This is a genomic window from Mediterraneibacter glycyrrhizinilyticus, from assembly GCF_015560805.1.
GTDB classification, from domain to species: Bacteria; Bacillota; Clostridia; order Lachnospirales; family Lachnospiraceae; genus Schaedlerella; species Schaedlerella glycyrrhizinilytica_A.
This window is the reverse complement of sequence record NZ_JADMSO010000003.1, coordinates 28743-44155: the sequence shown is the minus strand read 5'-3', so window position 1 is coordinate 44155 and position 15413 is coordinate 28743. Positions and strand designations below refer to the sequence as shown.

The window sequence follows — 15413 nt, the reverse complement described above, 5'->3', positions numbered from 1 at the left end:
CCTTTTCTTTTGTTGATTCTGCATTTTTATTCTGCATCATTTGTCAAATGGAATTTGTCCAATATATAAAATGCAAGACTTAAGACCATACCGACTACACTGGCAAGCACCATACCTTTCAGTTCAATATCTCCGAACTTTACCGCAATTCCCGAAAGTCCCGTCACAAAAATAACCGAGGTCAGAGCTAAGTTTCTTGACTTTCCATAATCGACTTTAGAATCTACAAGAATACGGATTCCGGATGTTCCGATCATTCCGTAGAGCAGGAATGAAATTCCGCCGATCACAGGTCCCGGGATCGTACTGATCAGCGTAGACAATTTTCCCACGAATGAGCAGATGATCGAAAGCACCGCCGCGCCCGCAATGACACGCACACTGTATACGCCGGTCACTGCCATCACACCGATATTCTCTCCATATGTCGTTGTCGGAACCGATCCGATCATTCCCGAGAGCATCGTGGAAAAGTTGTCCGCAAACAACGTTCGGTGAAGTCCCGGATCTTTGATCAGATCCCGACCGACGATCTTGCTCGTCACGATCTGATGTCCGATGTGTTCCGAAGCAATGACCAGGATCACCGGGAGCATGATCAGAATCGCCTCCATACTGAACTTCGGCGATGAGAAGTTCGGAAGCGCAAAGAACGAAGCCGCCTTTACTTCCGTAAAATCAACAATTCCACACGCCAGCGCTGCCGCATATCCGGCGATCACGGCGATCAGGATCGGGATAACGGACAGAAACTTCCGAAACATGATCGAACCAAATACCGCAACTCCCAACGTCACAAAAAATACGATCGCATTTTCCGGCTGGATCTTTTCCTCCAGAAGTCCCGCATTGCTTGCCGCCGTACCGGATAATTCCAGTCCAATCAAAGCGACGACCGGTCCCATTGCAGCCGGAGGCAGTACCACGTCGATCCAGTCCGATCCGAACTTGTAAATAAGCAGCGCCAGAATACAGCCGCAGAAACCGACTGCCACAAAACTTCCCAGCGCATATTCATAACCAAATTTTGTGATCACAATTCCCGCAGGCGCTAAAAACGCAAAACTGGATCCCAGATATGCCGGAGCTTTTCCTTTCGTGATCAGGATAAACAGCAATGTACCGACGCCATTCATAAACAGTACGATCGCCGGATTGATCCCGAACACAAATGGAACGAGAACCGATGCCCCGAACATCGCAAACATATGCTGGATACTCAAAGGGATCAGCAGCTTTGCCGGCACCTTTTCCTCAACCTGAATGATTCTTTTTTCCATAATCTTCCTCTCATTTCTCCTGTATTTTTCTTTCTTACCTACTATATCATACAACGCCCCGGAGGTAAACCGGTTATGTTTTACACAGGCTTAACAAACACTTCACCCCGATTTGGTTGCATAAAAAAACCGGAAAATCTTTATAAGGATTCCTGCATCCGATAAGGATACCGATCCTGCATCTCAAGAAAGGAGTTTACATAAAATGCTTGAACTGAAAAAATCAGAAAATCATTTGGCGGAAAGACTATTTTAAACGGTATCGATCTTCAAATTGAAGATGGAGAGATCATTTCCATTCTCGGTCCATCCGGAAGCGGAAAGACCACATTGCTGAATCTGATTCTCGGCATCACCGAGATCGACAGCGGCAAACTGATCTTCAATGGAAAAGATCTCACCGATGTCCCGATGGAAAAGCGCGGATTCAACATCGTCTTTCAGGATTATGCGCTGTTTCCGAACTTAAACACTTACGAAAATATCGTTTACGGGCTGAAAAACAATCCGGATCGTTCCACAAAAGAAGAAGTTGGAGAAATGATACGGCTTTTGAATCTGGAAGAACATTTAGACAAGAAGATCGAGCAGCTTTCCGGAGGGCAAAAGCAGCGTGTTGCCCTTGCCAGAACCATGATCATGAAACCGAAAGTTCTTCTTATGGACGAACCTTTAAGCGCTTTGGACGGCGTGATCAAGGAGTCCATCAAAGAACGGATCAAAATGATCGCGAGAGAATTTCATCTGACAACGATCATCGTCACCCATGATCCGGAGGAAGCGCTCACATTATCCGACCGTGTCCTGATCATCAACAACGGAAAGATCTCACAGTTTGCCAGACCGGAAGAGATCATCCACCATCCGGACAATCCGGGAATTTATTTTAAACCAGCTTGAGATCAAACGAAGTAATATTTTCACCTTATTTCAAAGTGAGGTCCGCGCATGAAGAAAGAAGCTCTCCTCCCAAAGCTCAAACGTATGATCAGATCGCATATAGAACTGAAACTGATTTTTTTTGCGGTTCTGACGCTCTTTCTCTTTTTTCTTGCGGCGCCGATCGCCATGCTGCTTTTAAAATCGTTCCAAAGTTCCGGCGGCGCTTTCTGGACACATTATATTGAAGTATTTACCCGCAGCGGATTTTGGAGCGCCGTCGGAAACAGTTTTCTCGCTGCCGGAGGCAGCGCGCTGATCACGACAGTCCTCGCATTTTTGCTTGCGTACACGATCCATTACACGAACCTCCCTCACGGATTTCTGAAGATCATCCGCACCGGAGCCGTTCTCCCGATGCTGCTGCCGACGATCACATACGGTTTTGCTCTGATCTACACATTTGGAAAGCAGGGGCTGCTCACCCGCATCCTCGGGCATCAATTGTTTCCGATCTACGGACTTCCGGGACTGCTGATCGGCTATGTGATCTATACACTGCCGGTTGCATTTCTCCTGATCCACAACACGATGGGGTATATCGACAAGAAATTTATGGTCGTATCTGCTCTGATGGGAGACAAGAAAAGCGAAACCTTTTTTATCACAATCCTGCGTCCGCTGACCGGAACGCTTGCCGCCTCCTTTATCCAGAGTTTTTTCCTCGCCTTTACCGATTTCGGTATTCCGGCATCCGTCGGCGGGCAATACGAAGTGCTGGCATCTCTTCTCTATGATGAAATGCTTGGAAGCATTCCGGATTTCAACAAAGGCGCCGTGATCGCCATGGTGATGCTCGTACCATCCGTGCTCAGTATTTTACTCCTGCATTATCTGGAGCGGTACAATGTGCGATACAACAAGATCTCCGCTGTCGAAAATGAGAAAAACCGGATACGGGACGTCTTCTGCGGGATTTTCTGCGGCATACTCCTCGTTGTGATGCTTCTGATCTTCGCCGTCATTTTCCTTGTGCCTTTTGTGCAGGAATGGCCCTATCAGCTTACATTTACAACGGAACATGTGCGGGAAGTATTTCAGGACCGGGTTCTTGCAGACGTCTTTAAAAACTCGCTTCTCGTCGCATTTTTGACCGCATGTAAAACTCGCTTCTCGTCGCATTTTTGACCGCATGTGCCGGCTCTCTGACCGCATACGGCGCTGCGCTTGTCACGGCGCGGAGCAAGCTGCCGCAAAACATGAAGAATATACTCGAGAGCATTGCGCTTGTGACAAATACGGTTCCCAGAATGGTCATTGGTATCGCATTTCTCCTGACGTTCTCCGGAACTTCCCTGCAGAATACGTTTCTTCTGATGATCCTGTGCAACGTGGTGCATTATTTTTCCACGCCATATCTGATGATGAAAAGTTCGCTGGAAAAGATGAACGCCTCCTGGGAGACGACTGCGATGCTGATGGGCGACAACTGGATGAAAACGATCTTCCGGGTCGTAACTCCCAACGCCCTGCCAACGCTTCTGGAAGTGTTCAGCTACTACTTTATCAACGCAATGGTGACTGTCAGCGCCGTCATCTTTATTGCCGGAGCCAGGACAATGGTCATCACAACGAAGATCAAAGAACTGCAGCATTTTGCGGGATTCAATAAAATTTTCGTGTTGTCGCTCTGCATTCTTTTTACGAATCTTGCCGCCAAAGGAATCTTTTCCCTGATCACGGTCTGGAGAGAGAATGCAAAGAAGAAAAATACCGATTCAAAAAAGACCGGCGTCTTTATACGGCGCGCCGCACTTGCGGTCATGGCGCTGATCATCTGCTTTTTTGGCGTAAACGCGCTGTCCGGAAAATCCGAAGCCGAGCAGCCGGTCGTGATCTACTCCAATGCAGATGACGAAGCTGTCACCGCGATCAAACATGCACTGGACGAAAACGGATACAAAGACCAATATCTCTTCCAGACATTCGGTACATCCGAACTGGGCGGAAAACTGATGGCAGAGGGAACTGCGATCGAAGCCGATCTTGTCACTATGAGTTCTTTCTATCTCGACAGCGCCCAGAGCACCAACGAAATGTTTGCAGAACTGGATTTTTCTACGCCGACACTGGAACCGATGCCGTCCTATTATCGACCGCTCACTTCGCAGGAGGGCGCGATCTTTATCAACACAGAAGAAATGGATCGTCTTGGACTTCCGGTCCCGACATCGATCAAAGATCTTGCGGATCCGGTCTATGCAAATGAGATCTCTGTCACAGACATTAAGAGTTCTTCCACTGCATGGCTTCTGATCCAGGCTCTATTAGGCGCCTATGCAGAGGATGAGGCTCAGGAAATATTAAGCGGTATCTACAAAAATGCGGGACCTCATCTGGAAGATTCCGGATCCGGTCCGATCAAAAAAGTACGCTCCGGAGAAGTCGCCGTCGGTTTCGGTCTGCGCCATCAGGCTGTGGCAGATCAAAAAGACGGAATGCCGATCCTGGCGATCGATCCGGTCGAAGGGAATTATGCGCTGACCGAATCTGTTGCCGTGATTGACAAAAAGGAGAAAACAAACCCGCTCGCCATGGAAATGGCAGAATGCATCGTCAAATATGTGCGGGAAGAATTACAAGAGACCTATCCGAACCCACTCTACGAGGGTGAGACGGTAAATGAAGCTAACCAATCAGCCTATCCGAGCAAATTTCCGGAACCATTGACGACAGATCTGCTTACCGGACATCAGGAATTTTCGGAGCGCTGTAAAAAGAGAGATGATGGCTGACCACTGCACATGGGATGACGATTACAAACAGATCACCCAGAAGATCCGTGCAAAACTGCTGGAACTTGCCCATGTATCAGAGAAAGACTACACGGTAGTCTTGATGCAGGGCAGCGGAAGCTTCGGCGTGGAATCCATTCTGACCAGCGCCGTCGGAGAAGACGACACGCTGCTGATCATCGCCAACGGCGCATACGGAGAGCGTATGGCTGATATCGCCGAGCACGCAAAATTAAACTATCTGATGTACCGTGTGAAGTATGACCGGATCCCATCCGCCGATGAAGTTGCCCATCTCCTCTCCCAACACCCGGAGATCACTCATGTTGCGATGGTACACAGTGAAACAACTTCCGGTATTTTAAATGATATTGCGTCTGTAACAAACGTTGTAAAATCTGCCGAAAAAACAATGATCGTAGACGCTATGTCCAGTTTCGGCGGCGTGGACATCCCGGTAGGCGAACTTGGGATCGATTTCATCGTGAGCAGCGCCAATAAATGTATTCAAGGCGTTCCCGGCTTCTCGTTTATCATCTGTCGGCACGACAGTCTGGCTGCATGTGAGGGGAAAGCACGGAGTCTCTCCCTGGATCTCTACGACCAGTGGAAAACAATGGAAAAAGACGGCAAATGGAGATTCACTTCCCCGACCCACACCGTACTCGCATTTGCAAAAGCACTGGAGGAACTGGACGAAGAGGGAGGGATCCCAGCGCGCTCCAAACGCTACTATGACAACAACCGTCTTTTGATCTCTGAAATGAAAAAAATGGGGATCCGTCCGTATATCGATAACGAATATCAGGGACCGATCATCACGACATTTTTCTATCCGGAACATCACCAGTTCTCGTTTCAGGAAATGTACGAGTATATCAAAGACCGCGGCTATGCGATCTATCCGGGAAAAGTGACAGACGCCGATACATTCCGGATTGGAAATATCGGAGAGATCTACGAGGAGGACATTCTGAAACTGACAGCGATCCTCAAAGACTTCTTCGCGCAGATGAATGCCGACTGACAACCACACAAACCGCCCGCAGTTTGAACATAACTGGCCGGCAAAAAAAGACTTAGAAAGAGAGAACATTTTATGCAGACACATAATCATATTGAAGCTGTTATTTTTGACTGAGCCGGAACAACGGTAGATTACGGATGCTTTGCACCGGTTCAGGTATTTACCGAAGTATTTACAAACGCCGGAGTTGCCCCGACGCCGCAGGAAGTGCGCGAGCCGATGGGGATGCTGAAATGGGATCACATCCGCACGATGCTGGAAATGCCACGTATCAAACGGGAATGGATCCGTCTCTACGGGCAGACCCCCACTGACACAGACGCTGACAAATTGTATGCAAGTTATGAACCGGCGCTCTTACATATCCTCACACGATACGCCGATCCGAAACCATATGTAGTTGAGACCATCGAAAAGCTCCGTGCTCTTGGCATCAAAATCGGATCCACTACCGGATATACAGACATTATGATGGAGATTGTCGCTCCCCAGGCTGCCAAAGCCGGTTATGCACCGGACTGCTGGTTCAGCCCGGACTCCTGCAATAAGAAAGGAAGACCTTATCCGTATATGATCTTTAAAAATATGGAAGCTCTTCAGATCGATTCCGTATCGAAAGTGATCAAAGCCAGAGATACCGTCGCAGACATTCTGGAGGGAAAGAATGCCGGCGTATTCACGATCGGTATTCTCGACGGAAGTTCGGTCATCGGTCTGTCCGAGGCTGAATTTGAAGCATTGAGCGAAGACGAAAAAAATGCGCTCCGAAAACATGCAGAACAGAAATATCTGGATGCCGGAGCCGATGCGGTTGTCCAAGATATCCGCGGGATCCTGGAATATCTGTAATCACAAAAGAACAATCACCGGCGTCAGTGTACAAGAGGAAATGCGCTTTGTACGCTGACGCTAAAAATCTTATTTGCCAAAGGGATGTCGGTTCCGGTTCCGTCATCCCATTTTGCTGCTTTGCCCGAAAGAGGATTCCCTGATCATGCAATCTCACAGACCAGTCTGGTAACGGCATCCCGCTCCTCCTGTACGACCAACCCGTCAAACAGCGTATCTTCATAGCAATGCGCTCCCAGTACGATTTCCTGTGCCGATGCATACTGTACGAGCTGACGATACGTTTCCCCCAGATCTTTCCAATGTCCTTTATGGCACACAGTCAGATACTTTCCTTGCGGGCGTACTGTATACACACCACTTCTCGGCTTCTGATCCAACAATTGATAGCAGACGGAATACCGCTCATATTCTTCCTCTAAAATGTTCGCCGTCTCCTGCCGGTATCCGATGGAATATGCGCTTCGGATCTTATGTTCCTCACAGTAATCCCATAATTTTCCGACGGCTTCCGCCCATCCCCGCTCATCGGATTTCTCCGCCCGGATCATGACCATATACCGCTCCGGCTCCTCGGTCACCCGGATTACTCCCGTCTCTTCCGTAAGCGTTCTCCGGATGATACCGCTTTTCTTTTTGATCCACTCTTTCATATGCTTCAGACGTTTCATCTGCTGATCGATCAGCTTTTCTTCCTCTCCGAAAAGCAGAAGCAAATGCCTGGGGCTTCTCTTACTCATATAACTGCGTATCTCCTCCAGCGGCATGTCCAATTCCCGCAAAATCTGGATCACCTCAAACACTTCCAACTGGTCGAACGAATAAAACCGGTATCCGTTTTCCCTCTTGATCTCCGGGGAAAACAATCCGATCTTATCATAATAAAATAAAGTATGTTTTGTCACTCCGGACAATTTTGCAAACTCTCCGGTTGTAATGTACCGTTCCTGATTCACTTTTTTCAACTCCCTCTTGACTATCGAGTTACCCTATACTTTATGATAGCAGTTATGTAGAAAAATAGCAACAAATCAGGAGGCTCACAATGTCATATTCCATAGCAAAAGACTTTCGATTTTTTTCATTACTGAGGTTCGCACTGCCGACTATGATCATGATGGTATTCATGTCGCTCTACACGATCGTGGACGGAATCTTCATTTCCCGCCTTGTAGGAACCGACGCACTTTCCGCAACCAATATTGTATATCCGGTGCTGAACCTCGTGATCGCCATCGGCGTCATGCTCGCAACCGGAGGAAGTGCGATCATCGCGAAAAAGATGGGGGAGGGAAAGACGCAGGAAGCGCGGGAAGACTTCTCTTTCCTGATCGTTATCGGAATCATCCTCGGATTCCTTGTGATGTTTCTCGGAAACATATTTATAACTCCGCTCGTACGACTGCTCGGCGCAACCGATCTGATCCTGGATCATTGCATCGGATATTTAAGCGTATCCCTTTTTTTGGCGCCTGCCTGTATCTTACAACTGCTCTTTCAGGCATTTTTTGTCACTGCCGGAAAACCGACCATCGGACTGATCCTCACGATCAGCGGCGGCGTTGCCAATATGATCCTTGATTATCTGTTTATGGGACCGCTTGAAATGGGTGTCCGCGGCGCTGCACTTGCCACCGGGATCGGTCAGTTGATCCCTGCCGTTTTCGGGATACTGTACTTCCTTTTTGTAAGAAAGGAGCTTTACCTTGTCCGCCCGAAACATCATCCGGGCGTACTGCTCGGAAGCTGCTCCAACGGTTCCTCCGAGATGGTAACAAACCTCTCCACCGCGATCGTAACCTACCTGTTCAATATTATGATGTTAAAATATGTCGGTGAAGCAGGCGTCGCTGCCATCACGATCGTACTGTATGGACAATTTTTATTTAACGCAATGTACATGGGCTTTTCCATGGGCGTCGCTCCGGTGATCAGTTATAATCACGGGAGTAAGAATGTTGTGCTGCTCCGGCGTATTTTCAAAATCTGCGTCTGGTTTATCAGCATTTCCTCAGTTGTGATCACCGCATTTGCATTGATTTCTTCCCCGATCATCGTGGAAATATTTACCCCAAAGGGAACGGATACATATACGCTTGCACGGACCGGATTTTTCCTTTTTTCAATAAACTACATTTTTGCCGGAATCAATATTTTTGCATCCTCAATGTTTACTGCGTTCTCCGATGGAAAAACATCCGCGATCATTTCCTTTGTCCGGACCTTTGTGCTGATCGTCATCAATATCCTGCTGCTTCCTCTGCTGATCGGCGTCAACGGGATCTGGCTGTCCGTGCCGGTCGCGGAGGGGATGACACTGTTTCTGTCGATCTACTTTTTCTGGAAGAAAAAAGGTTATTATCATTATATAAAATTGAAAAAAACAATGTAAGGGTCATGTCCCCGGACAGAAAAATCGCCCAGATCGTAAGATCTGAGCGATTTTTGACATACTGAATCAACTCGGTATAAAATCTTATCTTTTTCTTCTCCGGAACATCCGCACAAGGACTGTCCCGCTCCCCAAAAGCAAAAGCAGTCGCACTGCCCCGGAATAACGATCCAGATAGATCAATATCTTCTCCCAGGATGCGCCGAGTGCTGCGCCCAGTGAAACAAGCAGTATATTCCACACGGTACTTCCAATCGTTGTATAAAAAAGAAATACACTCAACTTCATTTCCGCCATTCCTGCCGGAACAGAGACCAGACTTCGGATGATCGGAATACACCGCCCGAAAAGAACCGCTTTTTTCCCATGCTTGTCAAATGCGGCGATCGTCTTTTCCACATCCGACTTTTCAAAACCAAGCCTTTGAAACATCCGGCTTTCCATCACACGCCCCAGCCGTTCCCGGTTTAATTCCAACCCGACCCGATAGAGGATCAGCGCTCCGATCAGGGAACCGATCGTCGAAAATACGATCACCCCGGGAACCGTCAGCCTTGTATATGTAGTCATAAAACCCCCGAACGTCAGAATCACTTCCGACGGAATCGGGGGAAATATATTTTCAATCGCGATCAGAAAACAGACTCCGAGATACCCAAATGTATTCATCATGTAAGTCAGAACTTCCTGCATATCCGTTCTTCCTTTTGTCTCTTTCTGAAAGTATATGCAATTTACTTCAAAAAATGTCCTGCTGATTTTTTCTAGTAATTTTCCGCATGCACTTCAAAATAGCTCTGCGGATGTGCACAGGTCGGACATACTTCCGGCGCCACTGTTCCGACTACAATATGCCCGCAGTTTCTGCATTCCCAAACTTTTACATCGCTCTTTGCGAATACTTCCGCTGTCTCGACATTCTTTAACAATGCACGGTAACGTTCTTCATGATGTTTCTCGATCGCTGCCACAAGACGAAATTTCTCTGCCAGTTCCGGAAATCCCTCTTCCTCTGCTGTCTTGGCAAATCCCTCATACATATCAGTCCACTCGTAGTTCTCGCCGTCTGCCGCCGCTTTCAGATTCTGTGCGGTGTCTCCGATTCCGTTCAGTTCTTTGAACCACATCTTCGCATGCTCTTTTTCATTGTCTGCCGTCTTCTGGAACAATGCCGCAATCTGCTCATATCCGTCCTTTTTTGCTCTGGACGCAAAATAAGTGTATTTATTTCTCGCTTGGGATTCCCCTGAAAATGCCTCCAACAAATTTTTTTCTGTCTGTGTTCCTGCGTATTTGCTCATAAACGCACTCCTCCTTTTCATCATTTCATTTGTTTCTCTTTTATGTTAATACACTCTTGTATTGTAACATATCTTCATCTCCAAAACACTACAACTTAGGTCAAAAAACTTCCATAGCGTCGATGTACAAGGGGTAAAACGCTGAAACTCACCGAAATTACACAGTTTAAGGCGTATTTCCATTTATATACGAACGCTAACTGTAATCAGGAGTCATATAAAAACTGAACCGCATCATAAATCACTTTAAAATCTATTTCACACATTCCATCAAATATACCAACCGGCACAAAACTGTCAAATCCATACACCGTCGGTAATTCTTCTTGTTCCAGATCATAAACAACAACTTTTTTCTTTTCCGGATCGATCATCCAATATTCCCGCACGCCTGCCGCCGCATATTTTGCATGTTTCAAGTTCATATCCCGCCATCTGGTTGACGGATACAGAATCTCAATAATAAAATCCGGAGCCCCATATACGTGCGTCTTTAAAATTTTACTTCTGTCACATATAACGAACAGATCCGGCTGGATCATTGTCTTTTCATCACAATCCAGCTGCACATCCGTAGGCGCTGCTGCAACCTTGCATTGTCCATTTCTCTTTCGGATAAATGTATGAAGCTGCGCTACGATCTCCATGCTGATCTGTTGATGAAGATTATTCGGTGCAGCCATATCATAAATCACACCATCGATCAGTTCTGCCCGACGCCCATCCGGAAGCGCATAATAATCGTTCAGTGTACATTCCCCTTGCATTGTCCGTAACTGATATGCAGCAGACGACTCTTTTAACACCATAGAATCTTTCTTTTCTTCCTCATTACTTTTCTGTCCGGATTTCCTTTCTTCTTCCATCTTGTTTTCCATCCCCCTGCACGCTTTACACTTGTTCCAATTTTTCTTCCCGTATCTTCCAAAGAATCAATCCTACGACCAATCCGATCGCAGCCGGAGCGATCCATCCGAACCCGATCTTTGAGAATGGAAGTATGCGATCCGCCTCTTCCACGATCCATCCGGCATGCAGAAACGCTTTCGCAGCATCCGGTAATGCCCGGATAAAATCAGCGACTGCCGCGATCGCAGTAAATCCGGTCACACATCGATACACGATCGGATCATTTTGAAAGCACACTCCAAAGAGCGTCAATAAGATCAATGTGATCGCGAGCGGATATAAGAACATCAATACCGGAAGCGAATAAGCAATGATCACATTCAATCCTAAATTTGCGATCAAAAGAGACACCGCTGTAAACCCAATCGCCCAGACACGGTATGAAAATGCTTTCGGAAATATTTTTTCAAAGGTTTCTCCGCAGCTTGTGATCAAGCCGACCGCCGTTTTCAGACATGCCAATGTGACCGTGACCGCAAGGATCAGCGCTCCTGCTTTTCCAAAATAATGTTCCGCGATCTGTGCCAGCGCAATTCCTCCGTTTTCCGAGATCCCGATCACTGCCCGGCTCTGTGCTCCCACTACGGTCACCAACAGATAGATCACCGCCATCAAAATTGAACTGAACACTCCTGCTTTGACCGTATTTTTTGCCACATCCCCGGACTCTTCTACACCGAGTCCCCGAACGACCTGCACAACAATGATACCGAATGCCAGACCAGCCAGCGCATCCATTGTATTATACCCCTCCAGCACACCGGTAAAAAATGCCTGTGTTTCATACGCTCCGGTCGGTTCCAACGCCCCGATCGCTCCCATTGGAGACAGCAGTGCCCGCACGATCAAAATTGCTAAAAAACACAAAAATAACGGATTTAATATTTTACCAATCCAAACAAGTATCTTTCCCGGACGCAGTGAAAAAAACAAAACCACCGCAAAGAAAAGAACGGAAAATACGGCAAGCGCCATTGTATGGTCATTTTCCGGAAACATCTGCTCTACGCCTACTGAAAATGCAACCGTCGCACAGCGTGGGATCGCGAAAAAAGGTCCTATTGTCAAATATAAAACACTTGTAAAACAGATGCCGTAACGTTTTCCCACCTGACTGCTTACTTCCAACAGTCCGTCTTTACGGCTGATCCCCAGTGCTGCCACGCCTAATAACGGCAGTCCGACTCCCGTGATCAAAAATCCAACTGCCGCCAGCCACATACGCTCACCTGCAAGCTGTCCCATCGATGCAGGAAAAATCAGATTTCCTGCACCAAAGAACATTCCGAACAACATACTGGCAACAAAAATCGTTTTCTTTTAAAGTTAAATTCTTTTTCATAGATTTTGCAACACTTTCCATCAAGTCATTTTCTACAATAACATTCCGATCTGATATACGACAAATGCCGCAATCCAGGCGATCACACACTGTCCTACAACCATACCTGCCGCCATCTTACCGCCAAGTTCCCGTTTGACGGAAGCAATCGCAGCGACACATGGGGTATACAAAAGACAGAATACAAGCAGTGACGCCGCGCCTGCTGACGTCAGACCTGCCTGTAATGCCGCTGTGCTTCCGAACAAGACTGTCAGCGAAGACACCACGCTCTCTTTTGCCAAAAATCCGGAGATCAACGCCGTTACGATCCGCCAGTCGCCAAATCCCACAGGCAGGAAAATCGGCGCAAGCAATCCGGCCGCCATGGCAAGGATACTATTCTGGGAATCCGATACCATATTCAATCCCATGTCAAAATTCTGCAAAAACCAGATTACGATCGTCGCAAGAAAAATCACCGTAAAGGCACGCTGAAGAAAATCTTTCGCCTTGTCCCACAGAAGATGAACGACATTTTTTGCTCCCGGCATCCGGTAATTCGGAAGTTCCATCACAAATGGAACAGCCTCTCCTTTGAACGCCGTTTTCTTAAAGAACAGCGCCATCAAAATCCCCATTACGATTCCAAACACATAGAGACCGATCATCACAACCGCTCCATGCCCCGGGAAAAACGCCGCTGTAAAAAACGCATAGATCGGAAGTTTCGCAGTACAGCTCATAAACGGTGTCAAAAGGATCGTCATCTTTCTGTCACGCTCCGACGGCAGCGTCCGGCTTGCCATCACCCCCGGCACCGTACATCCGAATCCGATCAGCATCGGTACGATGCTCCGACCGGAAAGTCCGAGTTTCCGCAGCAGTTTATCCATAATAAATGCGACTCTCGCCATATAGCCGCTGTCCTCCAGAATCGACAGGAAAAAGAAGAGTGTCACGATGATCGGGAGGAAACTCAACACGCCGCCGACTCCGTTAAAAATCCCGTCGATCACAAGCGAGTGGACGACGCTGTTCACATGTGCCGCCGCCATGGCATGATCGACCAAATCTGTCACTGCTGTGATCCCGGATTCCAAAATTCCCTGCAAAAAAGCACCGATCACATTGAACGTCAGCCAGAATACGATTCCCATGATCCCGATAAACGCCGGAATCCCAGTATATTTTCCGGTCAGGAACTGATCCATCTTCCGGCTCCGGATCCGCTCCTTACTTTCCCGGGGCTTGATCACGGTTCCCCGACAGACATCTTCTATGTAATCAAAACGCATCTGAGCAACTGCTGCCGCCCGATCCATTCCGGTCTCCTCTTCCGTCTGTCTGGCGATCTCTTCCAGAATATTCTGTTCTTTCTCCGTCAGTTCCAGCTGGCTTACGATCTTCGCATCGCCCTCCATGATCTTGCTCGCCGCAAATCGTACCGGGATCTCCGCTCGTTTTGCATGATCTTCGATCAGGTGCATCACCGCATGGATTCCGCGGTGGATTCCCTCTTCTTTTTTACAAAAGTCACTGTCCAACGGACATTCCTGATATTTTGCCACATGGATCGCATGGCGGATCAGTTCTTCAATCCCCTCTCCTTTTGCCGCAGAAATCGGGATCACCGGAACTCCCAGCGCCTCTTCCATCTCATTCACCAACACAGAACCGCCGTTTACTCTCAGTTCGTCCATCATATTCAATGCGACGACCATCGGGAATCCCAATTCCAAAAGCTGCATCGTCAAATACAGGTTTCGTTCAATATTCGTAGCGTCAACGATATTGATGATCCCTTTCGGTTTCTCCTGGATCACAAATTCCCTTGTCACGATCTCCTCGCTACTGTATGGCGACATGGAATAAATCCCCGGCAAGTCCGTGATCAATGTGTTGTCATGTCCTCTGATCACTCCGTCTTTCCGGTCCACAGTGACCCCCGGGAAATTCCCGACATGCTGCTTCGATCCGGTCAGCTGATTAAACAGCGTTGTCTTCCCGCAGTTCTGGTTTCCGACAAGCGCAAACGTCAGCGTCTCGCTTTCCGGAAGCGGATTCTCTTCCTTGCGGTCATGGAATTTCCCTCCCTCACCATATCCCGGATGATGTTTCTCCGACCGCCCGTTCTTCTCCTGCATCTGTGCATGCTCTTTCGTCTCCTCATGCTTCGGTCTGTGAGGCTCACTGATCTCTATATTCTTTGCATCCTCCAGACGGATCGTCAGCTCATACCCGTGGATCCGCAGCTCGATCGGATCTCCCATCGGCGCATACTTGATCACGGTCACTTCCGTCCCCTGGATCAGACCCATATCCAAAAAATGCTGGCGCAGCGCTCCCGATCCGCCCACCGCTCTGATCGTTGCTGTGCTTCCTATTGATAACTCATTCAATCTCATGACTGTATCATTCCCCATTCTTCCCGGCATTTGCCGTCTTTTCTTCTGCATATTTCCTGCAAAACATTTTGTGTAAGTATACACTAACTCTTCTATATTCTAAAACCATTCCCCCAAAATGTCAACTCAAAGAACCGCAAAAGAAACTGCTCAAAAAATACCTACTTAAAGCCAGTCTATATGATCCCAATCACCGGAAGTTCCAAAAGGCACATTCCGGGATTGTAAGCAGTCTCCAAGGTCTCGGGCAAG

The 15413-nt window shown here is 47.7% G+C and carries 11 protein-coding genes and 2 pseudogenes; 6 read left to right on the top strand and 7 right to left on the bottom strand.

The features are described 5' to 3' along the window. Positions 1-26: 26 nt before the first annotated feature. A complete protein-coding gene (gene uraA / locus I2H87_RS03860; protein WP_195609467.1) occupies positions 27-1283 on the bottom strand; it encodes a uracil permease in 1257 nt (418 codons plus the stop codon). A gap of 219 nt (positions 1284-1502) precedes the next feature. On the opposite strand from uraA, the pseudogene I2H87_RS03855 reads away from it, so the two are divergent. From I2H87_RS03855 to phnX, 5 genes and pseudogenes are all read left to right on the top strand, one after another. Continuing rightward, positions 1503-2232, top strand: a pseudogene (locus tag I2H87_RS03855) (ABC transporter ATP-binding protein). Beyond that, positions 2229-3347 carry an ABC transporter permease subunit gene (locus tag I2H87_RS14140; RefSeq protein WP_330611473.1) on the top strand — a complete coding sequence of 373 codons (1119 nt, stop codon included), beginning with the start codon at positions 2229-2231 and terminating at the stop codon, positions 3345-3347. The pseudogene I2H87_RS03855 and the gene I2H87_RS14140 overlap by 4 nt, the downstream one beginning before the upstream one ends. A 71-nt stretch (positions 3348-3418) precedes the next feature. Then, positions 3419-4954, top strand: a complete 1536-nt coding sequence (locus tag I2H87_RS14135) for an ABC transporter substrate-binding protein (RefSeq protein ID WP_408631510.1) — start codon at positions 3419-3421, stop codon at positions 4952-4954. Continuing rightward, entirely contained in the window at positions 4947-5981 is a 1035-nt protein-coding gene (gene phnW, locus I2H87_RS13800; protein WP_022152539.1) for a 2-aminoethylphosphonate--pyruvate transaminase, read from the top strand. The genes I2H87_RS14135 and phnW overlap by 8 nt, the downstream gene beginning before the upstream one ends. Positions 5982-6155: 174 nt before the next feature. Then, a pseudogene (gene phnX / locus I2H87_RS13795) lies at positions 6156-6830 on the top strand (phosphonoacetaldehyde hydrolase); the annotation flags it as partial. 143 nt (positions 6831-6973) lie between these two features. Here phnX and I2H87_RS03840 read toward each other — a convergent pair. Beyond that, complete coding sequence (locus I2H87_RS03840) at positions 6974-7786, bottom strand: MerR family transcriptional regulator (protein ID WP_195609379.1); 813 nt, start codon at positions 7784-7786, stop codon at positions 6974-6976. 89 nt (positions 7787-7875) lie between these two features. Here I2H87_RS03840 and I2H87_RS03835 point away from each other — a divergent pair, with 89 nt between their 5' ends. Then, the gene (locus I2H87_RS03835; protein WP_195609378.1) at positions 7876-9222 is read left to right on the top strand and encodes an MATE family efflux transporter; all 1347 of its coding nucleotides are present in this window, start codon (positions 7876-7878) and stop codon (positions 9220-9222) included. A gap of 84 nt (positions 9223-9306) precedes the next feature. On the opposite strand, the gene I2H87_RS03830 is transcribed toward I2H87_RS03835, so the two are convergent. The 5 genes from I2H87_RS03830 to feoB form a co-directional block, all read right to left on the bottom strand. After that, complete coding sequence (locus I2H87_RS03830) at positions 9307-9915, bottom strand: DedA family protein (protein WP_195609377.1); 609 nt, start codon at positions 9913-9915, stop codon at positions 9307-9309. 71 nt (positions 9916-9986) lie between these two features. Next, complete coding sequence (gene rbr, locus I2H87_RS03825; protein ID WP_009268439.1) at positions 9987-10523, bottom strand: rubrerythrin; 537 nt, start codon at positions 10521-10523, stop codon at positions 9987-9989. Between the two features lie 206 nt (positions 10524-10729). Beyond that, entirely contained in the window at positions 10730-11389 is a 660-nt protein-coding gene (locus I2H87_RS03820; protein ID WP_243273874.1) for a Uma2 family endonuclease, read from the bottom strand. A 25-nt stretch (positions 11390-11414) separates the two neighbouring features. Then, complete coding sequence (gene brnQ / locus I2H87_RS03815; protein ID WP_195609375.1) at positions 11415-12728, bottom strand: branched-chain amino acid transport system II carrier protein; 1314 nt, start codon at positions 12726-12728, stop codon at positions 11415-11417. Between the two features lie 78 nt (positions 12729-12806). Further along, positions 12807-15161, bottom strand: coding sequence for a ferrous iron transport protein B (gene feoB, locus I2H87_RS03810; RefSeq protein WP_195609374.1), 2355 nt, complete (start codon positions 15159-15161; stop codon positions 12807-12809). Between the last annotated feature and the right edge of the window lie 252 nt (positions 15162-15413).